Raw genomic sequence first — 23,302 nt, forward strand, 5'->3', positions numbered from 1 at the left:
CCGCGGCACTCGTCCTGGCCGCCGTGATCTGCCTGGCTGGCTCGCCTCACCCATAACCCCTGCAGCGCCGCCGGCGCGCCGACAACAACACAAGGAACCCAAGAGATGTTCAAGCACATGCAAATCTACCGCCTGCCGGCGCCGTGGCAGGTAACCGCGGGGCAGCTGGCCGACGCGCTCCGGGCGCAGGCCTTCGCGCCGGCGTCGAGCAACGAGCTGGTGCGCCAGGGCTGGGCGGCGCCGCGCGGCGACGGCACGCCTCTCGTGCACGCGGTGGCCGGCCAGTTCCTGCTGCGCCTGGCCAGCGAAAAGAAGGTGCTGCCGGCAAAGGCCGTGAAGCAGCGCGCCAAAGAGATGGCGGGCAAGCTCGAGGAAGAGCAAGGCTTCCCACCTGGGAAGATGGCGATGAAGGAGCTACAGGAACGCGCTGCGGACGAGATGCTGCCGCAGGCGTTCCCGATCCGCTCGCACGTCGACGTCTGGATCGACCCGAAGAACGGCTGGCTGGTGATCGACGCGGCCAGCGCCGGCAAGGCTGACGACGTGGTGAAGATGCTGGTGACGTGCGTCGACCGCATGCCGCTGGAATCGCTGCGCGTGCAGCACTCGCCGGTGGCGATGATGACCGCGTGGCTGGACTCGGGCGAGGCGCCGGCCGGCTTCACGCTCGACCAGGACACCATCCTGCGCGCCACTGGCGAGAGCCGCGCCCAGGTCGGCTACAAGAAGCACACGCTCGACCCGGAAGACATGCGCCGCCACATCGCCACCGGCAAGCAGTGCACCCGCCTGGCCATGACCTGGAGCAGCAAGATTTCCTTCGTCCTGCACGAAGACCTGTCGATCCGCTCGATCAAGGCGCTGGACGTGCTCAAGGAAGGCGCATCCCAGGCCTTCGACGCCGGCGAGCGCTTCGACAGCGACTTCAACCTGATGACCGGCGAATACGCCCTGCTGCTGGCCGACCTGGTCGCGGCGCTGGGCGGGGAGGCTCGAGCATGACGGCGCGGCGCCGGCGCGTGGCCTGGGGCGGTGGCGGCCTGACGCGGGCCGAGCGCGCAATGGGTGGCAACAGTGCCGAGGACCGCGCAGCGATGCAGACCTACCGGGCGAACCGCAGCTCGCAGCGCTACTACCGCGACCTGGATGCGATCGACACGGCACCCAACCCGGCGCCGGCCGGCGACGACAGCGGCGCCCCGGTCATCAGCAGCACCGACACCGACACCGAAAAATCCGAATAACGAGGAGCACACCATGTCGAACCTGAACGAGAACACGCCGGCGCGGCGCGCCGATGACAACCGCCAGGCCGGGTCGCTGGCGTGGGATGGTGTGACGCCGGCGCCGGCCGCCGAGCTGCGCGCCGCGGCGGCGATCACCGTCGACCAGTTGGAGCACCTGAACCCGAGCCGCACAGGCCTTGGCATCATGGAGCGGCGCGAGGGCGGCGCCTACGTGCGCGTCGCCGACGTCCGGCGCATGGACGCCACCCGGGCCGCCGCCGGCGTGCCGGCGCACGAGCAGGATCTGCTGGACATCGTGCGCACGCTCTGCAGCACAGCGCAGCGCCTGGCCGAGCTGTCGCCGGTGCAGCGCGCCAACTACCCTTCCCCGCTGTCGCCGATGTCGCCGCTGTTCCAGGCGGCCAGCGCGGCATGCATCGAGCGCGGCTACACCAGGTGGGGTCTCGCGATTGAAGGCGTGGCCTACCCGGTGGCGCCGGCCGCCCAGCCAGCCTCGGTAGCAGCAGGGCTGACCAAAGCGCAGTTTGAAGAAATTGCCCAGAGCTGGGATGGCTGCGCATACGACGGCGACATGATCCCCGACATCGGCGCAGCGCTGCGCCGCGACTTCGATCGTCTCGCATCCCTCGCTCCTGTAGCGGCAGAGCTGGTGCGTCAGGTGCCGAAAAAGAGCAATTCGACCGTTATTACCCTGCGCCAGGCGCAGCGTCTCGTGGAGTTTTTTGGCGGGCATGATGCGAGCATGACCATCACGGAGCCGGCTCCTGACTGGGAGCAGCAGATCCCGGGTCTGTATGCGTATTGCACCGAATATCCAGAGGACGGCGCGCAATACCTCGGTCCGACGGAAGTCGACATTTCCCCGATATGCTCGGCCGCGCCCCAGGTGCCGACAGCAGCCGAGGCTCGGATAGCCGATCTGGAGCAGCAGCTTGCCGAATGCGTAGCGCTGACCAATAAGTGGGCGGCCGCAGCCGGCGAGGCAGATGGTCGCGCGGTCAAGGCGCGAGCGGCAGCGCTGGAAGAGGCGGCGCAGGAGTGCGAAGGCGTCGCCCTGCAAGCCGAGGATGAGCACGAGCCGGCTGAATCTCTTGGCGCATACCGCTGCCGCGACGTTATCCGCGCCTTTGCTGCCGCCCCTTCGGTCGAGGTGAAGGGCGAACAGGGTGAGATGGGAGGCGACCGTGGCTGAGCGCAAATACCCGCGTCAGGCTTGGGTACTGATGCCTTCTTTCAAGCCAGCCGAAGTAACCCTAAAAAAGCCATACGGCAGCTTCTGCGGCAGCGAGGATTGGGACCTCACCGAAAAGGGGAAGCCATACCACAAAGACAGCTTATACCTAAGCAAGAGCGCGGCAATCGCTGCAGGCCGAGAGCAAGTCGAGCAGCAGCGTGCGGACATCGCCAAGCGGCAGGAAAAAATGAACAAGCGCATCGCGGCGCTAGATAAAGCTGAAAAGGACGCATCATGACCACCGAAAAAGCAACCCCTCCGGGCATCGCCCTGGACAACGAAGCGCTGGACCGCCTGGAAGCGCTGGCGCGCGCGGCTGATGCGCACGGCGCCACCCACCTCGTTACCCACTACCGTTTCGAGGCCGACGCGAAAGCCGAGGAAGCGTGGCGCCGTGCGGCAACGCCGGCCACCATCCGCCCCCTGATCGCCCAGGCCCGCGCCGCCCAGCCGCAACCCAGCGCCGCGCCAGATGGGTCACTACGCGAAGCCGTAAAGGCCATCACGCAACTGCTGAACGGTCGCGAATGGGCGGACATCCTGCACACCGACCAGGACGCCATCGCGTTGTGGGACGCCTTGAACGTGTTGGTGGAAGATCATAATGCCGCCGCTGCTCCCTCCCCCAACTTCGCAGTAAGGGGAGCAGAGCCGGCAGTGCCAAGCATCTCGCGGATTGCGGAAGCGGTTTCTTTCCTGATTGGCGCGAATGTCGTGGATTGGGTGAGCAGTTCAGACGAAGAAAACGAGCCGTTCAGCAGCGATGAGCATGAGCGTGCGCACCTGTGCGAGATGATACGCAAGTATGTCCCGGTGAGCGATTCCGGCATGCAGGCGGCGCATCAAGCCGCAATCGAGCTGGCCGGCGACACCATTGATGCGCGTAATGCCGAGATTGCCGACCTTCGCGCCCAGCTTTCGGCCGCGCGCCAGGGGCAGGCTGATCCCGTTGCGTACCTCACCACAGATCGGAAAATGCTCGTGTTTGCTGACAGGCTTGTCGGCAATGATCATGGAATGACTGCCCTCTACGCCGCCCCGCAGCCAACCGCAGCACCCACCCCGCAAGCACAGCCAGCAGGCGCGGCGGCAGCGCTCACTGATGAGGAAATCACCGAAGTTGCGTCGGAATTCCTGCTGGCTGACTTTGAGCGCATGCGCGACTACGATATCGCGCTGGGCCGTGCGGTGCTGGAGGCGCAAGCCAAGAAAGCGGGCGCAGTAGCACCCACCCCGCACGAACAAGAAGCGCGGGCGGCTGTGCCAGTAATCGACGCATATACGGCGCCGCATGACCATCCGCCACTTGTTGAGATCGCTGTACGGCTTGCGAAAGAAAACCGCGAGTGGCCTGGTAAGCAAATTGAGGATGCAGCGCGAGCAGAATATGCCGAGGTACTTTCCGCCCAAGCGGGAATGCTGCCGGTGGCGCAGACCGATGCCGCGCGCGATGTGCTGGACGAGCGCCAGCGTCAGGTCGAGAAGGAAGGCTGGACGCCGGAACACGACGACATGCACGACAGCGGCGAGATGGCGCATGCAGCGGCATGTTATGCGGTAGGGGACGACAAGCCAGGATGGCCTTGGGCGCGCAAATGGTGGAAGCCTGGCAGCCGCCGCCGCAGTCTCGTCAAAGCCGGCGCCCTGATCCTGGCCGAAATCGAGCGCCTTGACCGCGCCAAGGGTGCGGCCGGTCTGGAAGGCGGCGCGGGAGGTCTGCATGACTGACCAAGAAAAACGGTGGATGGCCATTGGTCAAGCGGTCGAACGCGCGTGTGCCGAACTTCCAGAAGGATTCGACCTGCATCTGGAGTTGGAGCGAGATGCGGGCACTGTTCGGCTATACCTGCCGGATACCGACGCAAGTGAACAGGACTTCGAGGGAGACACCTTGTCGATGACGATTCACACCGCCATCAATTATGCAATCGACCTCGGCAGCGCATCTGCCCTGGAAGGCGAGACGATCCGCGATCAATCGAAGGGAGGCGACTGATGGGTCAAGCAAAGAAACGCGGCACGTTCGAGGAGCGCAAGCTGGAAGCCCAGATGCGCGAAGCCCGGCGAATGGAGGAGCGCCGAAAGCTCATCAAGGCGCGGGCACTAGCGCGTAGGCCGCGCAGCGCCAATGGGGTAGGGCTTACTCTGGCAATCGCTGCAGCGTTGACTGCGGCTATGAGCACGAGGCATCCGCGATGAGCCCCCCTCGCCTCCATGCAGATCCTGCTGCGCCCGGAACTGCTGCTGTATTTCTGGCTTTCGCCCTGGTGGTGGATGTCGAACACGAAAAACGAACGAAAGGATGAAGCGTGATTACTGCCCTGCAGGCCGAGCAACTGGCCAACAAGACCATCGAGGATTACGTGAACGCCTGTGGCTGTCGTAACGAGCAGGATGTGGCGAACGTGCTGATGAAGCTGGCCAGCATGTGCGGCCTTGGCATGTGCGCTGTCGTCGGCCAGCCCGAGGCGGCAAGCCGTATGCAAGGTACCGCCGAATATATCGCCGCAGCGCAGGCCGGCAAGAACTGGAAAAGGGAGACCGTTCAATGAAAACCGAATTGAAAGCCTGCCCGTGGTGCAGTGGTGCCGCTCACGTGCACGAGGGCGGCAACTGGTACGGGGTCGGTTGCAACACGATTGCCCTTGGCGTCATGTGCTTTGGCTACTGCCAGGCGCGCCAGTATCCGTCCGAGGCCGAAGCTGCCGCCGCCTGGAACCGTTGCGCCACCCCGCCATCGCCCAGCACCGCCGAGGTGGACGAGCTGTTGGGCCGATACTGGGAAATCGCATACAGCGAAGGCAAGACCGGCGAGCCGCGCGGCAGCGAAGCGCAGGAAGTTCTGTCCAGCCTGCGCGCCGCGCTCGCATCGCGGCCGGCTGTCGAGGCGGGAGAGTTGGAAGATGCGACTGTATTCGCGTTGCTCCAGAAGGCAGGCGCTACCGATGCTGACTGCCGAACGATCTACGCCGGCCACGGCTTGACGCTCCACTGGACGCACGTCACGGGATTAATCCGCGCTGCTCTCGCAACCAAGCCGGCTACCAGCGCGCCAGGTGCCGCCGGCGACAGGGGTGGCGAATGATCGCGCGCGGACCAGACCGCCGGTACCGCGCGCACGACGTCGCCCGGCTGGCACCCGAGCGCCGCGACGGCTTCGACCGGCGCGCCCTGGCCGTCACCGCCATACCGGGGACGGTGCGACCAGGCTTCGCGGAGGCGGCGCCGCGCGTGGAACGCCGGCGGCAGCCGGAAGCAGGATAGGAACGGGAGAAAGTATGGGTGCAATATTTGAAATGGAGATGTCGTCGGAAGCGCTGAACGCCGACGAGGTCGCTGAGCTTTCTGGGTGCAGTCGCAAAGCCGACCAGATCGAATGGCTGACACAGAACGGCTGGCTGTTCATCCGTAACCGCGCCGGCGCGCCGGTAATCGGCCGCCTCTATGCGCGCCTGAAGCTGGCCGGCATCAACCCGGCGCAGTTGGCCGCTCCCGAGGTGAGCAGTTGGCAGCCCGATTTTTCCAAAGTTCGATAAGCAGGTAGACGATGCGCCCGAAGACAAGCGGCAGAAAGCTGCCGCCGCGCATGCTCGCGCGGAAGAAAAAACTAAAATCCGGAGCGATCTGGACAGGCTACTACTACAACGGCCGCGACGAGGATGGCAAGCGCAAGGAAATCCCACTCGGCACCGACCTGCACGCAGCAATACGGAAGTGGGCCGAGCTTGAGTGCAAGGAGGTGCCGCCTGACGCGTCGCTGATGAAATATGCGTTCGACCAATACGAGCGTGACATTCTGCCGAAGAAGGCACCGTCGACGCAGCGCGAGAATCGCCTGTGCCTATCGCAGTTGCGGCCAGTGTTTGACAGCGCGCCGATCGAGGCCATCCGGCCACAGGACGTCGCACGCTACCGCGACGCCAGGTCGGCGCCCGTACGCGCAAACCGTGAGATCGCCCTCCTATCGCACGTATTCAATATGGCGCGGGAGTGGGGCTTCACGAAACGCGACAACCCGTGCCGCGGCGTGCGCAAGAACCGTGAGGCGCCGCGCGACTACTACGCCGAGGCCGACGTCTGGGACGCCGTGCACGCAGCCGCCGGCCAGGTGGTGCGTGATGCAATGGACCTCAGCTACCTGTCCGGCCAGCGGCCCGCTGACGTGTTGAAGATGAGCAAGCACGACATCCGGAACAACGAGTTGCACGTCCGGCAGAACAAGACCCGGCACGTGTTGCGCATCCGGCTGTACGTCGACGGACAGCCGACAGAACTTGGCGCCTGCGTCGACCGGCTGCTGGCCAGGCCGCTGCAGTCGATGAGCGGGGAGTTGATCTGCGCCGAACGCGGTCAGCCGCTCACGATGAAGATGCTGCGCGATCGCTTCGAAGCAGCGCGCGAAGCGGCGGCAAAGGGCGCTGACAAGGCGCGCAAAGTCGACCTGGCGAAGCGCGTGCGCGCGTTTCAGTTCCGGGACATCCGACCAAAGGCGGCCAGTGAAATGACGAGCCTGGACGACGCCAGCAGCCTACTTGGACACACCGACAAGCAGATCACGAAGCGGGTTTATCGCCGCGCCGGCGAGGTGGTGAAGCCGACGAAGTAGCGCAGAGTTGCGGAGATAGTCTCCGCAACTGCTCAATAAATCAGCAAGAACGAGGCATTGATACAACGCCGAGGACATCAGAACCAGAAACTATAATCCCTTAAAATTTAAGGGCTTATCGATAAATTCTGGCGGAAGCGGTGAGATTCGAACTCACGAACGGGTTCCCCCGTCGGCAGTTTTCAAGACTGCTGCCTTCAACCACTCGGCCACGCTTCCAGCGACCCGCATTATACATAAATCGTTGCCCATCGGGCACGCAACCCACGCCGGCACGTCCGGCGGGACCTCAAAAAATCAGGATGCCCCAGATGCCAGTAACAGCCAGTTCTCCCGCAACCCGGTCTCGAACTCGTAGGCCGGCAGCGGCTTCGCATACAGGTAGCCCTGCACCTCGTCGCAGCCCGCCTGGCGCAGGAATTCCAGCTGTTCCAGCGTTTCCACCCCCTCGGCAATCACCCGGTGTCCCAGCTTGTGCCCCATGCCGATGATGGTGCCGGCAATCGCACAGTCGCTCGCGCCCTGCGGGATGCCGGTGGTGAACGAGCGGTCGATCTTGAGCGTGTCGATCGGGAAGCGCTTCAGGTACGACAGGCTGGAATAGCCGGTGCCGAAGTCGTCCAGCGACAGCGCCACGCCGAGCGCGTTGATGCGGTCCATGATGCCGATCACGGCGTCGACGTCGCGCATCAGCGTGCTCTCGGTGATCTCCAGTTCCAGCCAGGCCGGGTCCAGCCGGTAGCGGCGCAGCGTGTCGGCCACGCGGATCGGCAGCGAGGCGCTGAATTCGCGCGCCGAGACGTTGACCGCCAGGCGGAACGGCGGCAGGCCGGCGCCCTGCCAGACCGCGGCCTGGGCGCAGGCCTGTTCCAGCACCCACTCGCCCACCTGCACGATCAGGCCGGTGCTCTCGGCCAGCGGGATGAATTCGGATGGCGGCACCATGCCGCGCTGCGGATGCTGCCAGCGCACCAGCGCTTCGGCGCCGACCAGGCGTCCGCTGCCGATCTCGAACTTGGGCTGGTAGTGCAGCACCAGTTCGCCGTTGCCGAGCGCGTGGCGCAGGCCGGATTCGATCTGCATGCGCTGCTGCATGCCCTCGTTCATGTCGAGGCGGTAGAAGGCGACGCTGTGGTCCGGGTTTTCGCCGTGCTCCTTGGCGCGCTCCATGGCGATGTCGGCCATGCGCAGCAGGGTCTCGGCGTCGCGCCCGTCCTGCGGATACACGGCGATGCCGATGCCGGCGCCGACGCGCAGGTCGTGGCCGCCGATGTTGAACGGCGCCGCCAGCGCGGCCAGCAGCTTTTGCGCGACCGTGGTGGCTTCGAAGTGCTGGCGGATGTCGAACAGGCCGACCGCGAACTCGTCGCCGGACAGGTGCGCCACCACGTCCTCGTCGCGCAGCGTGGCGCGGAAGCGCTCGGCGGCGCGGCGCAGCAGTTCGTCGCCGACCTGGCGCCCGAGGGTGCCGTTGATCAGGCGGAAGCGGTTCAGGTCGATGTACAGCACGCAGGCGGTGCCGACGTTGCGCTGGGCCACCGTCAGCGCTTGGTCGACCAGGCGCCCGAACAGCGCGCGATTGGGCAGGCCGGTCAGTTCCTGGTAATAGGCCAGGTGGTGCAAACGCTCCTCGGCCAGCTTGCGTTCGGTAATGTCGGTCAGGTAGGCGATCAGGCCGGTGGAGCGCCCGTCCATGTCGCACAGCGGCGACAGCGACAGGCTGGCCCAGAACACCTCGCCCGACTTCTTGCGGCGCCGCACTTCCATCATGCGTCCGCCCCCCTCGGCGAAGGCGTCCGGCGCCTGCTCCAGCACCGCATCCTCGTCGGCGTACAGGAACAGGATGTGGCGGCCGACCGCTTCCAGTCCGGTGTAGCCGAACAGTTGCTCGGCGCCCTTGTTCCAGCTGGTGATGTAGCCGGTCATGTCGAGCGTGACCACCGATTCGTGCAGCTGGTCCAGGATCTGCGACTGCCGCGCCAACTGGGCCTCGACCTGGGCGTAGGCGTGGGTGGTACGCCGGGCCACGCCGTGCACCTGCAGCAGCGCGCCGGTCAGGCCGGCCAGGCCGGCCAGCAGGCGCGCATCCTCGGCGCCGAAGGCACGGCCGGCGACGCGGTAGCAGCCCAGGCGCTCGCCGTCGGCGTGCACCTCGTGCTCCAGCAGCTTAACGGAGACCACGTCGCCGCAGGCTTGCGCCGCCGCCGCGCCCGGCAGGAAGTCGCCGTGCGGGCTGCCCAGCAGCGCGCCGGCGATGCGCCCCAGCTCGCCGTACAGCGCATCGCCGCGAAGGCGCAGGACGGCGTCGCACACGGCGGCGCTGCTGCCGACGAAGTCCAGGGAGCCGCCGGCGGCCTCCTTAGACATTGCGCGCCACCTGAAGCGCCCAGTGACAGGCCTGCAGCCGCACCTGCCACCAGGCCGCGGCGTCGATGCCGGCGCCGTCCAGCAGCGCCGCCAGCGCAGCGGCGTCCAGCACACCTTCTTCCGCCAGCCGCAGGCGGCGGCCGAGCAGGCCTTCGCGCCGCAGCAGCGCCGCTTCGACCTCGTCCGGCAGGCGCAGGTCGCGCACGATCTCGGCCATCGGCATGCGCAATAGCCGGTCGAGCAGGGAAAACACGCCGGCCATGAAGGCCAGGTCCTGGCGGTCGCGGTCGCCGCCATCGCGCCGGCACATTTCTTCCAGCGCGGCGCCGCGCAGCGCCGCCAGCGGCAGCAGCAAATTCGGCGCGCCGTCCGGCTGGCGGCGCGCGTACAGCAGCAATTGCAGCCAGCGCTGCAGCTGGCGCCGGCCGATGCGCTGGATCGCTTGCTGGAAAGTGGTGACCGCGGCGCCGCCGGCGAAAGCGGCCGAGTTGACCAGCTTGAGCAGGTGGTAGGAGAGCGCCGGGTCCTGCTTGAGCTGGTTTTCCAGCTCGTGCGAATCGGCGTCGCGCGCCAGCAGGGCCAGCAGCGTCAACAGGCGCTTGCGCGAGCTGCCGTCGCCCTGCTCCTGCTCGGCGCCGGTGTCGAGCGCATAGTCGCCGGCGAACCAGGCGAAGCCGGCATTCTCGCAGGCGTAGAAGGCAGCCATGCTGTCGACGCCGTAGGCCAGGTGCGGTCCGAACAGCACCGGCAGCGCGCCCGGCGCCGGCCGCCGCGCGGCGTCGGTATCGGCGGCATCGTTCCAGGCCACGCCGCGCAGCATCGGCTGGCGGGCGGCGCCGTCGGGCAAGGCGCCGTCGAGCAGGATGCGATAGCCGCGCGCCTGGGCCTGCGCGAGTTGCGCTGCGCCTTCGTCGGGCGCCAGCCCCTGCGCGCGCAGCGCCAGCACCACGCGCCGCGCGGGCAGCAGGTCGAGCACGGCGGGGGTCAGGACGGCGGCGGAATCGAGCAGCACGACGCAGTCGAGCGGCGCGCTGGCCATCAACAGGTCGGGCGTAGCGAACAGTGCCTGCAGCGCCGCCTCGTCGAACGGCTCCCCGGCGGCGCGCAGCAGCAGAGCGACCCATGCGTTTTGTGCGTTGGCGATTGCGCCGATCTCAACCAACGGGAATGATGCCAAGTCCATCAGTTAATGTGCATAAGTCTTTATGGGACTAATATAGTGCAGCGATTATCAGAAAGCAACTCTTGTCACTATCATAAGAGGTTTTCACGCAACTTGCTTGGGTTTTACATCGCGTGCGCGTGTTCGACCGCGAACTTGATCAGTTCGGCCTGGCCTTCGATGCCGAGCTTGCGCTTGATGTTCAGGCGGTGCGTCTCGACCGTGCGCACCGACAGGTCCAGCGCGCGCGCGATGCGCTTGTTCGATTCGCCGTTGGCGATGTGGCGCAGCACTTCGTGCTCGCGCGCGGTAAGCTGGCCGTCGTGCCCGTTGTCGTGGCCGGGCGCGCCCTGCTGCTGCGCCGGCAGCGCCAGCTTGCGCGCCAGCGCGGCGCTGTAGTAGATGCCGCCGGCCATCACGGTGTCGATCGCCAGCACGATGTCCTTGCCGGGCGCGTCCTTCAACACGTAGCCGCGCGCGCCGGCCTGCATCGCCTGGGTCACGTATTCCAGCTTGTCGTGCATCGACAGCATCAGCACCGCGATGTCAGGATGCAGGCGGCTGAACGCGGCGGCGGCATCGATGCCGCTGCCGTCGCGCATGGCGATGTCCAGCAGCATCAGGTCGATGTGCGTACCGCCGGCCAGCGCCAGCGCCTCGGCGCCGGAGCCGGCCTCGGCCGCCACGACGAAGTGCGGCACCGCTTCCAGGCGCGCGCGCAGACCGTCGCGCACCAGCGGGTGGTCGTCGACCAGCATGATGCGCACGCTGCGGTTTTCGGTCATGCCGGTCATGCGGCCTCCTTGAATGCGACGCTGGCGCGCACCGTGGTGCCGGCGCCGGATGAAGTGATGTCGAGGACGCCGCCGACCGCGTCCAGCCGTTCCGCCATGTTGCGCAGGCCGATGCCGCGCTGCGGGTGGGTGGCGACGTCGTCGGCGTCGAAGCCGGCGCCGTCGTCGGCGATGCGCAGCAGCACCCTGCCATCGTCCCCCGCCAGCGCCAGCTCGATGCGGCGCGCGCCGGCGTGGCGCTCGATGTTGGTCAGCGCTTCCTGGGCGATGCGGAACAAGGCGGTGCCGGCGGCGGCCGGCAGGCGCTCCAGGCTGCCGGCCGCGCTGAAGGCCACGGGAACGCCGCTGTGCTGGGCGAATTCGTGTGCCAGGTGCTGCAGCGCCGCCGCCAGGCCGAGGTCGTCCAGCAGCGTCGGGCGCAGGCCGTGCGAGATGCGGCGCACCTCGCCCAGCACTTCGTTGAGTGCCTCGGCAGTGCGCTCGAAGCCGGCCTGGGCCTGAATGCGCTGCGCCGCGTCGCCCTGCATGCGGATGATGCCGGCCTCGATCTGCAGCTTGATCGACACTAGCCACTGGCTGATGCCGTCGTGCAGGTCGCGTGCCAAGCGCGCCCGCTCGCCCTCCTGGGTGTCGACCACGCGCTGGGCCAGCGCCTTGAGCTTGGCGTCCGCGGTGCGCGATTCGCTGACGTTGAGCGCCAGCCCGGCGCAGGCTACCGCCAGCGCCGACAGCGTCGCCACCGCGGCGATCCACAGCATGGTCACGGCGATGTTACCCGACTGCTGGGCGTCGACCTGGCGCAGCGCGGCGTCGACGTCGTCCAGGTACAGGCCGCTGCCCACGATCCAGCCCCAGGACGGGATCGTCACCACGTAGCCGAGCTTGGGCGCGGATTTTCCCGTGGACGGCTTGACCCAGTTGTAGCGCACCAGTCCGCCGCCCCGGCGCGCCACCGCCACCAGGTTCTGTACCGTGGGCGCGCCGTAGGCATCGCGCAGGTTCCACAAATCGCGCCCTTCCAGTTCCGGCTGGCGCGGATGCATGAGGTTGCGTCCATTCATGTCGTAGACGAAGAAGTAGCCGTCGTCGCCGAAGCCGAGCGACGCCAGGATGCGCCGCGCTTCGCCCAGCGTGGCGGCATCGCCGCGCCCGGACGCAGTCAGGTGGGCGATGGCGTGCGCGGCCAGTTCCACGTAGTGGCGCAGTTCCGCTTCCTTGCTGGCCAGGTAGACGCGCTCGATGGTGGCGCGCTGCTGGCGCGCCAGCGTGTCGGCCTGGCGCCAGACGAACAGGGCGATCGCGCACAGCGCCGCGATCAGCGGCGCGATCGCCAGGAACAGGAATTTCTGCCGTAACTTCATGCCGTGCCGATGGGTTGTGAGGGTCGTGCGCGCGCGGCGCCAACCCGAAATTGTACGACCGTTCGGCCGCCGGCGTGCGGTAAGGGCAGCCGCCTACGCAGGACTACGTAGGCGGCTGCGTAATCATGCGCTTGTTGCCGGCCAGGCGGTGCAAGATACTCACCGGAGTACAAAACTACAATGGAGGAGCACAATGAATCGTTTGACAAGCCGTCTCGGCTGGGTCGCGCTATCGCTCGTGGGCGCCGGGTCGCTCGGCTACGTCGCCCTGAAGCGCGGCGAAACCATCAATGCGGTCTGGGTCGTCATGGCGGCGGTCTGCGTCTACCTGATCGCCTACCGCTTCTACAGCCTGTACATCGCGGATAAAGTGTTCGGCCTGGACCCGAAACGCCAGACCCCGGCCTACAAGTACAACGACGGCCTTGACTATGTGCCGACCAACCGCTACGTGCTGTTCGGCCACCACTTCGCCGCGATCGCCGGCGCCGGCCCGCTGGTGGGTCCGGTGCTGGCCGCGCAGATGGGCTACCTGCCCGGCATGCTGTGGATCCTGGCCGGCGTGGTGTTCGCCGGCGCGGTGCAGGATTTCATCGTGCTGTTCATGTCGATGCGCCGCGACGGCCGCTCGCTGGGCGACCTGATCAAGTCGGAAATGGGCGAAATCCCCGGCGTGATCGCGCTGTTCGGCACCTTCATGATCATGGTGATCATCCTGGCGGTGCTCGCGCTGATCGTGGTGAAGGCGCTGACCGGCTCGCCTTGGGGCTCGTTCACCGTGATGGCGACCATCCCGATCGCCCTGTTCATGGGCGTGTATTCGCGCTACATCCGCGTCGGCCGCATCGGCGAAGTGTCGCTGATCGGCTTCGTGCTGCTGATGCTGGCCATCGTCGGCGGCCAGTGGGTGCACGATTCGCCCACCTGGGGCGCCGCCTTCACGTTCACCGGCACCCAGCTGACCTGGATGCTGATCGGCTACGGCTTCGTCGCTTCCGTCATCCCGGTGTGGCTGCTGCTGGCGCCGCGCGATTACTTGTCCACCTTCCTCAAGATCGGCACCATCGTGGCGCTGGCGCTGGGCATCGTGTTCGTGGCCCCGCAACTGCAGATGCCGTCGATCACCCGCTTCATCGACGGCAGCGGCCCGGCCTGGTCCGGCTCGCTGTTCCCGTTCCTGTTCATCACCATCGCCTGCGGCGCGGTGTCCGGTTTCCACGCATTGATCTCGTCGGGCACCACGCCCAAGATGATCGAGAACGAGAGCCACGCCCGCTTCATCGGCTACGGCGGCATGCTGATGGAATCCTTCGTCGCCATCATGGCGCTGGTGGCGGCATCGACCATCGACCCGGGCGTGTACTTCGCCATGAACAGCCCGGCCGCGGTCCTCGGCACCACCGCCCAGAGCGCGGCCGCCGCGGTGTCCAACTGGGGCTTCGTGATCACGCCGGAAGCGCTGACCCAGATCGCCAGGGATGTCGGCGAACACACCATCATCTCGCGCGCCGGCGGCGCCCCGACGCTGGCGGTGGGCATGGCGCACATCCTGTCCAACGTGGTCGGCGGCAAGGCCATGATGGCGTTCTGGTACCACTTCGCGATCCTGTTCGAGGCGCTGTTCATCCTCACCGCGGTCGACGCCGGCACCCGCGCCGGACGCTTCATGCTGCAAGACCTGCTGGGCGCCTTCGCCCCGTCGTTCAAGCGCACCGATTCGCTGCCGGCCAACCTGATCGCCACCGGCCTGTGCGTGGCGGCCTGGGGCTACTTCCTGTACCAGGGCGTGGTCGATCCGCTGGGCGGCATCAACACCCTGTGGCCGCTGTTCGGCATCGCCAACCAGATGCTGGCCGGTATCGCGCTGACGCTGGGCACCGTGGTGCTGTTCAAGATGAAGCGCAGCCAGTACGCCTGGGTCACCATCGTGCCCACCATCTGGCTGCTGATCTGCACCCTCACCGCCGGCTGGCAGAAGATCTTCCACGAGAACGTCAAGATCGGCTTCGTGGCGCACGCCCGCAAGTTCCAGGCCGCGCTCGACGGCGGGCAGGTGCTGGCGCCGGCCAAGTCGCTCGACCAGATGGGCCGCATCATCTTCAACGACTACGTCGACGCGGCGCTGTGCGGCTTCTTCATGCTGGTGGTGCTGGCGGTGGTGGTGTACGGCATCCGCACCGCGCTGGCGGCGCGCCAGTCGGCCCGCCCGAGCGTGCAGGAAACCCCGTACGTGCAGCAGGCGCCGGCCGTGGCCGAGGTGCAATGATGCTCGGCGCCCTGGCACAGGCCGGCCGCTATCTCGGACAGAGCATGCGCCTGATGGTCGGCCTGCCCGAGTACGACACCTACGTGGCGCATAGGGAAAAGACCCATCCGGGCGAGCCGATGATGAGCTACGAGGAATTCTTCCGCGAGCGCCAGGAGGCGCGCTACGGCAGCGGCAAGCGCGGCGGTTGTTGCTGAATCGGACGTAACGGAGTAAAGGGACGCAGGTGCGTCCCTTTTTTATTGCGTCCGCCGCTTTTGACATCGCGCAAATGCAGCGCCGGATGCCTCCCCTATAGTTCTTTCCTGTAGGAATTTATTTCTTCACGGTGAGCCCTGTCCGAAGGGCTCGTTCGCAGCACAGCCTGCCCGAGCGGCCCGACCATGCCGAAATTCGCGCGTTCCAGCCTTAACCAGAAATTGACCGGCATCTGCCTGACGGCGGCGGCCAGCGCCCTGCTGGTCGCCTACCTGGCATTCGCCGTGACCTCGGTGCTGGGCCACCTGCAGGCGCAGCGCCTGCAACTGGCGACGCTGGCCGGCGTGGTCTCGGCCAACAGCCTGGACGCCCTGCGATCGAAGGACCGCCGCCTGGCCTTCCAGGTGCTGGCCACGCTGCGCGAGCAGGACAACGTCACGCTGGCGGTACTGTACGACCGCAATGGCCGGCCGTTCGCCGACTGGCGCCCGGGCCAGGCGGCGCCGGTATTTGCGCAAGCGGCGCTGCCGAAACGCGAGCCGGAGCGCAAGGCCGGTCGCCGCGCGGCCCCGGCCAGGGATGCCGACGACGGCGCGTCCCTCGCCACCGGCGCCGGCGGCGCCGCGCTGCCGCCGGCACCGCCGTTCGACCGCGAGGCGCTGCTCGAGGCCAATCTCGCCGGCGGCCGCGCCTGGCTGCCGGCGATGCGCGTGTATCGCGCGGCCGGGGCCGACGACGGTGAGGACAAGGGCGCCGGCGACGCCGCTGTCCCCGCCGGCCTGGTCATGATCGAGGCCGACCAGGTGCCGGTATGGCTCGACCTGCTGCGCGCGCTGAGCGTGATGGGGGCGGCCATGATGGTGGCGCTGGGCACGGCCCTGGTGCTGGCGCGGCGCGTGCGGCGCAACATCGCCGACCCGGTGGCGAAACTGATCAATGCCGCGCAAAAGGTGTCGGCCAGCCAGAACTACACGCTGCGCATCGCCCACCAGCGCACCGACGAACTGGGCACGCTGATCGACAGCTTCAACAACATGCTGGCCCAGGTCGAGGGCCGCGGCCAGGCGCTGACCCACCACCGCGACGAACTGGAGCGCCAGGTCGGGGTACGCACCGAACAGCTGGAAAAGGCCAAGAACGCGGCCGAGGCGGCCAGCCGCGCGAAGAGCGCCTTCCTGGCCACCATGAGCCACGAGATCCGCACCCCGATGAACGGCGTGCTCGGCATGACGGAAATGCTGCTCGGGACCGAGCTCAGCGACACCCAGCGCAACTACACGCGCCTGGTCAAGCAATCCGGCGAGCACCTGCTGGTGATCATCAACGACATCCTCGACTTTTCCAAGATCGAGGCCGGCAAGCTGACGGTCGAGTACATCAACTTCAACCTGTGGGACCTGCTGGACGACATCCACACCGTGTACACGCCGCAGGCCGAGGCCAAGGGCATCCTGCTGCACTTCGACATCGCCAACGACATCCCGGTGGCGATCTGCGGCGACCCGAACCGGCTGCGCCAGATCATGGCCAACCTGCTCGGCAACGCCATCAAGTTCACCGAGCAGGGCCGCATCCTGGCCACGGTGCGCATCGCCAGCGAGGACAACCAGGCGGTGATGCTGCGCTTCGAGGTGCACGACACCGGCATCGGCATCTCGCGCGAGGCGCGCGGACGCATCTTCGACGCCTTTTCGCAGGCCGACGACTCGACCACGCGCAAGTACGGCGGCACCGGCCTGGGCCTGGCGATCTCGAAGCTGCTGGTGGAACTGATGGGCGGCGCGATCGGCGTGGAAAACGCGCTGAGCCAGGGCACGGTCACCCAGGGCACGGTGTTCTGGTTCACGGTGGCCTTCGACAAGCGCCGCGTCGACCCGGACGCGCCGGGCGACCACCAGCACACCATCGACGGTTTGCGCGTGCTGGTGGTGGACGAGCGCGAGGGCAGCCGCATCGGCCTGGAGCGCCACCTGGCGGCCTGGCGCGTCGAATGCGACGGCGCCGAGAGCGCGGACGAGGCGCGCGAGCGCCTGCACGAGGCGGCGCGCGACGGCCGTCCCTACGACGCCGCCCTGCTCGACATGGAGCTGGAACACACCAGCGGCCTGCTGCTGGCCGCCGGCATCAAGGGCAACGCCGGCACGCGCGCCACGCGCCTGATCCTGCTCAGCCCCGAGAAGCTGGCCGCCGACCCGGTGCAGCGGCGCCAGGCCGGCGTCGCCTACCAGCTGATCAAGCCGGCGCGCGCGGCCGACCTGTTCGCCTGCCTGGCGACCCGGCCGCGCGGCCAGGTGGCGCCGGCGGCGCGCTTCGTGCCGTCCGCGCCGCTGGTGCGCGACGACGACCTGCAGCGCGTGCGCCGCGTGCTGCTGGCCGAGGACAACCCGGTCAACATCGAAGTCGCCCGCGCCATGCTGGAAAGCCTCGACCTGCGCGTGGACGCCGTGCACAACGGCGAGCAGGCGCTGCAGGCGCTGCGCGACACGCCCGACGATCACTACGACGCCGTGCTGATGGATTGCCAGATGCCGGTGATGGACGGCTTCGCCGCCACCGCCACCATCCGCCGCGACGAGCGCGAAGCCGGGCACGGCCGGATCTTGCCGATCATCGCCATCACCGCCAACGCCTTGCAGGGTGACCGCGAGGCCTGCCTCGCCGCCGGCATGGACGACTACCTGTCCAAGCCCTTCACCCAGCAAGAACTGGCGGCCGTGCTGGGGCGCTGGATGGCGCTGCCGCTGGCCGGCAGCGTGCACCACGACGACGCCCCGCCGCGCCTGCCGCCCGAGTCGGTCGAGGTGATCCAGCGCGACGTCATCAACCGCGGCGCGCTGGAAAAGATCCGCATGCTGTCGCGCGAACGCGGCGACGCGCTGGTGCAGAAGGTGGTGTCGGTGTACGTCGACGACACCCCGCAGCAGCTGCGCACCCTGCGCCGCGCCATCGACGGCCTCGACACCGGCAACGTGCGGCGCATCGCGCACACGCTGAAATCGGCCAGCGCAAACGTCGGCGCCGACGTCCTGGCGGCGCTGTGCAAGGACCTGGAACACCTCGGCCGCACCGACACCACCGAAGGCGCCGACGCGATCCTGACCGACATGGAGCACGAATTCCAGTCGGTCCGCCATTCGCTCACCGCCATCCTCGAGAAGGAAACCTGACATGCCAGCCCCCTATTCCACCAAGCGCGCCAACCAGCCCGCAGTCGTGCTGGTCGCCGACGACGATCCGGTGATGCGGCTGTTGATGCTGGAGATGCTCGACGGCGTCGGCCTGGCCGGCATCGAGGCCGAGGACGGCGTGCAGGCCGTGCGCATGGCGCGCGAGCACTCGCCGGACCTGATCCTGATGGACATCGAGATGCCCAACATGGACGGCTTCGCCGCCTGCCGCGCGATCCGCGACGCCGCCAACGGCACCACCGTCCCGATCGTGATGGTCACCGGCGGCGACGACCTGGAAGCGGTCACCAACGCCTACGAGGCCGGCGCCACCGACTTCGTCTCGAAGCCGATCAACTGGCCGATCCTGGGCCACCGCGTGCTGTACGTGCTGCGCGCCAGCGACGCCATCGTGCGCCTGCGCATCGCCGACGCCCAGAACCGCGCCGTGCTGGCGGCCATTCCCGACAGCTTCTTCCGCATGTCGCGCGAGGGCATCTACCTCGACTACGAACCCGGCCGCGACCATCCCGGCCGTGGCGGCCACGGCCTGCGCGACACCTTCCCGGCCGCCGATTGCGTCGGCAAGCACATCGCCGACGTGCTGCCGGACGAGATCGCCGAGCGCATGCTGGAACAGGTCGAGATGGCGCTCGAGGTGCAGCAGGTGCGCTCGGTCGAGTACGAACTGGTGCGCTTCGGCGAGCCGCAGCACTTCGAGGCGCGCCTGGTGGCCACCGGACCTTCGGAGGTGCTGGGACTGGTGCGCGACATCAGCGAGCGCAAGCGCGCGGAAGAGCAGATCCGGCGCCTGGCCTATTGCGACAGCCTGACCGGCATCCCCAACCGCCAGGCTTTCCTGGAGATGCTGGAACGCGAGCTGCAGCGCTCGAAGGTCGGCAACCGCAAGTTCGCGGTGCTGTTCATGGACCTGGACGCGTTCAAGCGCATCAACGACACGCTCGGCCACAACGTCGGCGACCAGCTGCTGCAGCTGGTGTCGGAGCGCCTGCGCGAGACCATCCGGCCGAGCGACATGCTATCGCGCGTGGATACCGGCCTGCGGGTCGACACCGGCGCGCGCAAAGGATCGGAGTCCAGCCTGGAGGCGCGCCAGGGCACCAACCTGGCGCGCCTGGGCGGCGACGAATTCACGATCCTGATCCCCGACCTGGATCGCGTCGAATATGCGCTCAACGTCGCCCACCGCGTAAAAGATGCGATGCGCCGGCCTTTCCTCATCGAGGGCAACGAGATTTTTGTGACCGCCAGCATCGGCATTTCGCTGTTCCCGGAAGACGGCGACGATTGCAACTCGCTGCTGAAGTTCGCCGACACCGCGATGTACCACGCCAAGAACTGCGGCAAGAACAACGCCAAGCTGTATTCGTCGTCGCTGACGATGCAGATCATGAGCCACGTGAAGCTGGAAGTCGGCCTGCGCAAGGCGCTGCAGAACGACGAGCTGTACCTGCTGTACCAGCCGCAGCTGGACGTGCGCTCGAACGAGATCGTCGGCGTCGAGGCGCTGATCCGCTGGCGCCACGCCGAGCGCGGCGTGGTCTCGCCGACCGAGTTCATCCCGCTGGCCGAAGAGACCGGCCTGATCGTGCCGATCGGCGAATGGGTGCTGCGCACGGCCTGCAACCAGGCGCGCATCTGGCAGCGCCCGGGCCGGCGTCCGCTGCGGGTGGCGGTGAACCTGTCGGCCAAGCAGTTCAAGGACGAGAACCTGAGCCAGATCGTGCTCTCTGCCCTGCACGACACCGGCCTCGATCCGCGCCTGCTCGAACTCGAGCTGACCGAAGGCACGCTGATGGACGACGCCAAGGCGACCCTGGCCACGCTGGAGCAGCTGCGCGGCATCGGCGTGTACCTGTCGATCGACGACTTCGGCACCGGCTATTCGTCGATGAACTACCTGAAACGCTTCGACGTGCGTGCGCTGAAGATCGACCGCAGCTTCATCAGCGGCCTGCCGCAGGATTCCGAGAACGCCGCCATCACGCGCGCCATCATCGCCATGGCGCACGGCCTGAAGATGGTGGTGGTGGCCGAGGGCGTGGAGACCGGCGAGCAGCTCGTCATGCTGGAAGAATACGGCTGCGACCTGGTCCAGGGCTTTTACCTGGGGCGGCCGGCGCCGGCGGATTCGGTGACCGGGATGCTGCAGGCGACGCCGAAGATCTGGTTGCCGTTGTCGGCCAAGTGATGGCTGGGTGCGCAAAGCTCGTGGTGCGCGCATAACGTCGTCCCCGGCCTTGGCGGCCCCCTTGGCGGGGACCCATACGTAGCTGAACGAAGTCGCTAGCATTCGCAATGCTTAAAACTCAGCATGGGTCCCCGCCAAGGGGGCCGCCAAGGCCGGGGACGACGTTCATAAGGCCGTGCATGGAACAACGTTGGTGCCTGCAATTGCATCGAACAAGCACAGTCGTTCGAGCTGACGCAGCTTCTACTTGGTGAATACCAGCGTGTATTGCGCCGCCCCCGGCAACAGCGGCCTGGCTTCCCCCTTCACCCACGCCTCGTGGCCGCGCAGGAAGAACGGCGACAGCGGATGCCCGCTCTGCCCGCCCGGCATGTCGAACAGGCCCTCTTCCTCGCGTCCCGGCGACACCGTCATCCGTTCCGACTGACCGAACTTCGGTCCGGCCACGCGCGGCATGTTGGCGTCGCCCGGCAACTGGTCCGGCGGCGCGCCCAGCCAGCGCGTCAGGAACGGCAACGCCATCGTGAACGGGTGCGCGATCGCCGCCGTGTTGCGCCGTCCCCAGGTGGCCTGCGCCAGCGGCGTGCCGTCGGCCGTCAGCTCGGCGATGGTGCGGTCGATCGCCGCCAGCTCGACGGCGCGCCAGTCGCGGTAGCCGCGCGGCAGCCAGGCCGGCGGACGCGCATCCAGCAGGCGCTCGACCACGTCACCCCAGCGCGAGGTCGCGGCCAGCATGCTCGCCTTGGGATCGAGCGCGCCCATCTGCGCGTTGGCGCCGGCGAACAGCACATCGTGCAGCGACCAGCGCCATTGCTGCGCCAGGCGGTAGCCGACCGAACCCACGCTGGCGTGGCCATCCCAGCCGGCCAGCAGCAGGCGCCGGAATGCGGCGCGCTGCGGGTGGCCCGCCAGCGCGGCCTCGTCGAGCACGCCGAGCGCGCGCGTGCGCCAGCCGTCCACGTACAGGGCGCGGTCGTCGAGGCAGGCGCGGAAGGCCGCGGCCACGTCGGCCCTGGCACCCAGGCTGCGCACCCGCTCGCCCAGCTGGCGCGCGCGGGCGCCGAGGTCGAAGCCGGCGTCGCCCAGCAGTTCGGCGCCGGCCCCGGCCAGCTGGCGGCTGTTGGCGGTCACCAGCTGGCCGCCGGGCGGATTGATCAAGTGCGGATGCGCGGCGGGCGCCAGCAATCCGTTCCAGGTCGGCGCGCCGCCATCGTACGCCAGCGGAAACGACACGGCGCCGCTGTCCTGGCCGCGCAGGGCGGCGCGGTCCGGCAGCGCGCCGGCGACGGTCCAGCCGATGTTGCCGCGGGTGTCGCCCAGCACGATGTTCTGGGCCGGAATGCCGTCGTCGGCGGCCGCCGCCAGGCCCTCCTCGAGCGTGGCGGCGCGCTCCAGGCGCAGGTGGTGCAGGTTGACCGCGGCGGGATCGTGCGCGACCCAGTGCACCGCGTAGCGTGCGCCGCCGGCGTCGCGGATCGGTCCCAGGCTGGTCTCGCGCACCAGCAGGCGCTGCGCCGGCTGGCCCTTGACCAGGATGGTTTCCGCGTGCTCCGCCGGCGTCTCCCAGCCGCTGGGTGTGCGCACCTGGCCCGGATGCGCGGGGTCTTCCTGCAGACGGACCAGGTCGAGCGTGTCGGCGTAGCTGTTGGTGAAGGCCCAGGCCAGGTCGCCGTTGCTGCCGACGATGACGGTGGGCGGCGCGCCCGGCAGGGTGACGCCGACCACGCGCCGTTGCCGGCCCTGCGCGTCCGGATAATGCAGCGCCAGCCGGTACCAGATGTTCGGCAATTGCAGGCCGAGGTGCATGTCGTCGGAGACGATCGCCGCGCCGCTGGCGGTGCGGGTGCCGGCCAGCGCGTAATTGTTGCTGCCGACCGCGTCGGTGAAGCCGATGCCGGCCACCTGGCGCGCCGGCGCCGCCGCGCCCCCGGTCCACCAGGCCGGCGCGGACGCGGGGATCGGCGCCGGCGCCTGCGCGATGCCCGGTGCATCCAGCGGCGCGTCCCAGCGGCTCGATGACGGCAACAGGAAGGCGCGCTGGTCGGCGTCGAGCTTGTCCATCAGCCAGCCGCGTGCCAGTTCGCGCGGTTCCTGGTTACCCTGTAAATCGAAATACATCGCCCAGATCACCAGCAGCGAGTCGGCCGCGCTCCAGCGGCGCGGCGCGGCGCCGCTCAGCAGGTATTCGAACGGGCGCGCACCGAGCGCGTCGAGGCCATCGTTGACGCCGGCGACATAGCGCTCGATGAAGCCGCGCTCTTGCGGGCTCAATCGCTGCAGCGCAACCTGGGCGCGGGCGCGAAAACGATGCAGACGGTGCGCGCGGTCGAGCGGCAGCGCCTTCGGCCCGAACAGCTCGGCCAGCTCGCCGGCGGCGCTGCGGCGCAGCAGGTCCATCTGGAAGAAGCGTTCCTGCCCGTGCACGAAACCGGTGGCATAAGCCAGGTCGAGGCGGTTGGCGCCGCTGATGGCGGGCACCCCATCCGCGTCGCGCGCCACCGTCACCGACGCCGCCAGCAGCGGCGAATGGCGCCGGCCTTCCAGCACGGGAAGGCTGGCGCGCAGGGTCAGCCAGCCGCCCAGCAGCGCCAGCGCCGCCAGGCCGATCAGCAATGCCGGCAGGCGCCGTGCCCAGACCGTCCAACCACGCTTGCGTCCACTTCGCATGTGCTTCTCCCACGCCGAAAG

Annotated in this window: 19 protein-coding genes and 1 tRNA gene; 14 read left to right on the top strand and 6 right to left on the bottom strand. The window is 67.9% G+C overall.

Annotated elements, in window-relative coordinates; all coding sequences use genetic code 11:
• The first annotated feature begins 105 nt into the window (after positions 1 to 105).
• From HH212_RS00140 to HH212_RS00185, 10 genes are all read left to right on the top strand, one after another.
• A complete protein-coding gene (locus HH212_RS00140) occupies positions 106 to 1,002 on the top strand; it encodes a recombination-associated protein RdgC (RefSeq protein WP_169433546.1) in 897 nt (298 codons plus the stop codon).
• Positions 999 to 1,244: a hypothetical protein gene (locus HH212_RS00145; protein WP_169433547.1), complete on the top strand. Its 246-nt coding sequence runs from the start codon at positions 999 to 1,001 to the stop codon at positions 1,242 to 1,244. The genes HH212_RS00140 and HH212_RS00145 overlap by 4 nt, the downstream gene beginning before the upstream one ends.
• 13 nt (positions 1,245 to 1,257) lie before the next feature.
• Complete coding sequence (locus tag HH212_RS00150; RefSeq protein ID WP_169433548.1) at positions 1,258 to 2,439, top strand: hypothetical protein; 1,182 nt, start codon at positions 1,258 to 1,260, stop codon at positions 2,437 to 2,439.
• Positions 2,432 to 2,719, top strand: coding sequence for a hypothetical protein (locus HH212_RS00155; RefSeq protein ID WP_169433549.1), 288 nt, complete (start codon positions 2,432 to 2,434; stop codon positions 2,717 to 2,719). The genes HH212_RS00150 and HH212_RS00155 overlap by 8 nt, the downstream gene beginning before the upstream one ends.
• Positions 2,716 to 4,209, top strand: coding sequence for a hypothetical protein (locus HH212_RS27010; RefSeq protein ID WP_211172430.1), 1,494 nt, complete (start codon positions 2,716 to 2,718; stop codon positions 4,207 to 4,209). The genes HH212_RS00155 and HH212_RS27010 overlap by 4 nt, the downstream gene beginning before the upstream one ends.
• Positions 4,202 to 4,477 carry a hypothetical protein gene (locus tag HH212_RS00165; protein ID WP_169433550.1) on the top strand — a complete coding sequence of 92 codons (276 nt, stop codon included), beginning with the start codon at positions 4,202 to 4,204 and terminating at the stop codon, positions 4,475 to 4,477. The genes HH212_RS27010 and HH212_RS00165 overlap by 8 nt, the downstream gene beginning before the upstream one ends.
• Before the next feature lie 313 nt (positions 4,478 to 4,790).
• Positions 4,791 to 5,033 (top strand): hypothetical protein, encoded by a 243-nt coding sequence (locus tag HH212_RS00170; protein WP_169433551.1) that lies wholly within the window; start codon positions 4,791 to 4,793, stop codon positions 5,031 to 5,033.
• The gene (locus tag HH212_RS00175) at positions 5,030 to 5,566 is read left to right on the top strand and encodes a Lar family restriction alleviation protein (protein ID WP_169433552.1); all 537 of its coding nucleotides are present in this window, start codon (positions 5,030 to 5,032) and stop codon (positions 5,564 to 5,566) included. The genes HH212_RS00170 and HH212_RS00175 overlap by 4 nt, the downstream gene beginning before the upstream one ends.
• A gap of 193 nt (positions 5,567 to 5,759) precedes the next feature.
• A complete protein-coding gene (locus HH212_RS00180) occupies positions 5,760 to 6,017 on the top strand; it encodes a DUF4224 domain-containing protein (RefSeq protein ID WP_211172431.1) in 258 nt (85 codons plus the stop codon).
• 11 nt (positions 6,018 to 6,028) lie between these two features.
• The gene (locus HH212_RS00185) at positions 6,029 to 7,087 is read left to right on the top strand and encodes a tyrosine-type recombinase/integrase (protein WP_169433553.1); all 1,059 of its coding nucleotides are present in this window, start codon (positions 6,029 to 6,031) and stop codon (positions 7,085 to 7,087) included.
• A 129-nt stretch (positions 7,088 to 7,216) separates the two neighbouring features.
• Here the strand turns inward: HH212_RS00185 and HH212_RS00190 are convergent.
• The 5 genes from HH212_RS00190 to HH212_RS00210 all read right to left on the bottom strand — a co-directional run bounded on the left by HH212_RS00190 (position 7,217) and on the right by HH212_RS00210 (position 12,771).
• A tRNA-Ser gene (locus tag HH212_RS00190) sits at positions 7,217 to 7,306 on the bottom strand.
• Positions 7,307 to 7,384: 78 nt separating this feature from the next.
• Positions 7,385 to 9,454, bottom strand: a complete 2,070-nt coding sequence (locus tag HH212_RS00195) for a putative bifunctional diguanylate cyclase/phosphodiesterase (RefSeq protein ID WP_169433554.1) — start codon at positions 9,452 to 9,454, stop codon at positions 7,385 to 7,387.
• Positions 9,447 to 10,637, bottom strand: coding sequence for an HDOD domain-containing protein (locus HH212_RS00200; RefSeq protein ID WP_169433555.1), 1,191 nt, complete (start codon positions 10,635 to 10,637; stop codon positions 9,447 to 9,449). Before HH212_RS00200 ends, HH212_RS00195 begins: the two co-directional genes overlap by 8 nt.
• Before the next feature lie 104 nt (positions 10,638 to 10,741).
• Positions 10,742 to 11,410, bottom strand: a complete 669-nt coding sequence (locus HH212_RS00205; RefSeq protein ID WP_370663900.1) for a response regulator — start codon at positions 11,408 to 11,410, stop codon at positions 10,742 to 10,744.
• Positions 11,407 to 12,771 carry a cache domain-containing protein gene (locus tag HH212_RS00210; RefSeq protein WP_169433556.1) on the bottom strand — a complete coding sequence of 455 codons (1,365 nt, stop codon included), beginning with the start codon at positions 12,769 to 12,771 and terminating at the stop codon, positions 11,407 to 11,409. Before HH212_RS00210 ends, HH212_RS00205 begins: the two co-directional genes overlap by 4 nt.
• A gap of 193 nt (positions 12,772 to 12,964) precedes the next feature.
• Between HH212_RS00210 and HH212_RS00215 the strand changes: the two genes are divergently transcribed.
• The 4 genes from HH212_RS00215 (at position 12,965) to HH212_RS00230 (ending at position 20,614) form a co-directional block, all read left to right on the top strand.
• Complete coding sequence (locus tag HH212_RS00215) at positions 12,965 to 15,037, top strand: carbon starvation CstA family protein (RefSeq protein ID WP_169433557.1); 2,073 nt, start codon at positions 12,965 to 12,967, stop codon at positions 15,035 to 15,037.
• Entirely contained in the window at positions 15,037 to 15,234 is a 198-nt protein-coding gene (locus HH212_RS00220; protein ID WP_170205164.1) for a YbdD/YjiX family protein, read from the top strand. Before HH212_RS00215 ends, HH212_RS00220 begins: the two co-directional genes overlap by 1 nt.
• A 186-nt stretch (positions 15,235 to 15,420) precedes the next feature.
• The gene (locus HH212_RS00225) at positions 15,421 to 18,402 is read left to right on the top strand and encodes a hybrid sensor histidine kinase/response regulator (RefSeq protein WP_169433558.1); all 2,982 of its coding nucleotides are present in this window, start codon (positions 15,421 to 15,423) and stop codon (positions 18,400 to 18,402) included.
• Between the two features lies 1 nt (position 18,403).
• A complete protein-coding gene (locus HH212_RS00230) occupies positions 18,404 to 20,614 on the top strand; it encodes a putative bifunctional diguanylate cyclase/phosphodiesterase (protein WP_169433559.1) in 2,211 nt (736 codons plus the stop codon).
• Between the two features lie 243 nt (positions 20,615 to 20,857).
• On the opposite strand, the gene HH212_RS00235 is transcribed toward HH212_RS00230, so the two are convergent.
• Entirely contained in the window at positions 20,858 to 23,281 is a 2,424-nt protein-coding gene (locus tag HH212_RS00235; RefSeq protein ID WP_169433560.1) for a penicillin acylase family protein, read from the bottom strand.
• Positions 23,282 to 23,302: the final 21 nt, after the last annotated feature.

Origin of the sequence: Massilia forsythiae, assembly GCF_012849555.1 — a bacterium.
Taxonomy (GTDB): domain Bacteria; phylum Pseudomonadota; class Gammaproteobacteria; order Burkholderiales; family Burkholderiaceae_D; genus Telluria; species Telluria forsythiae.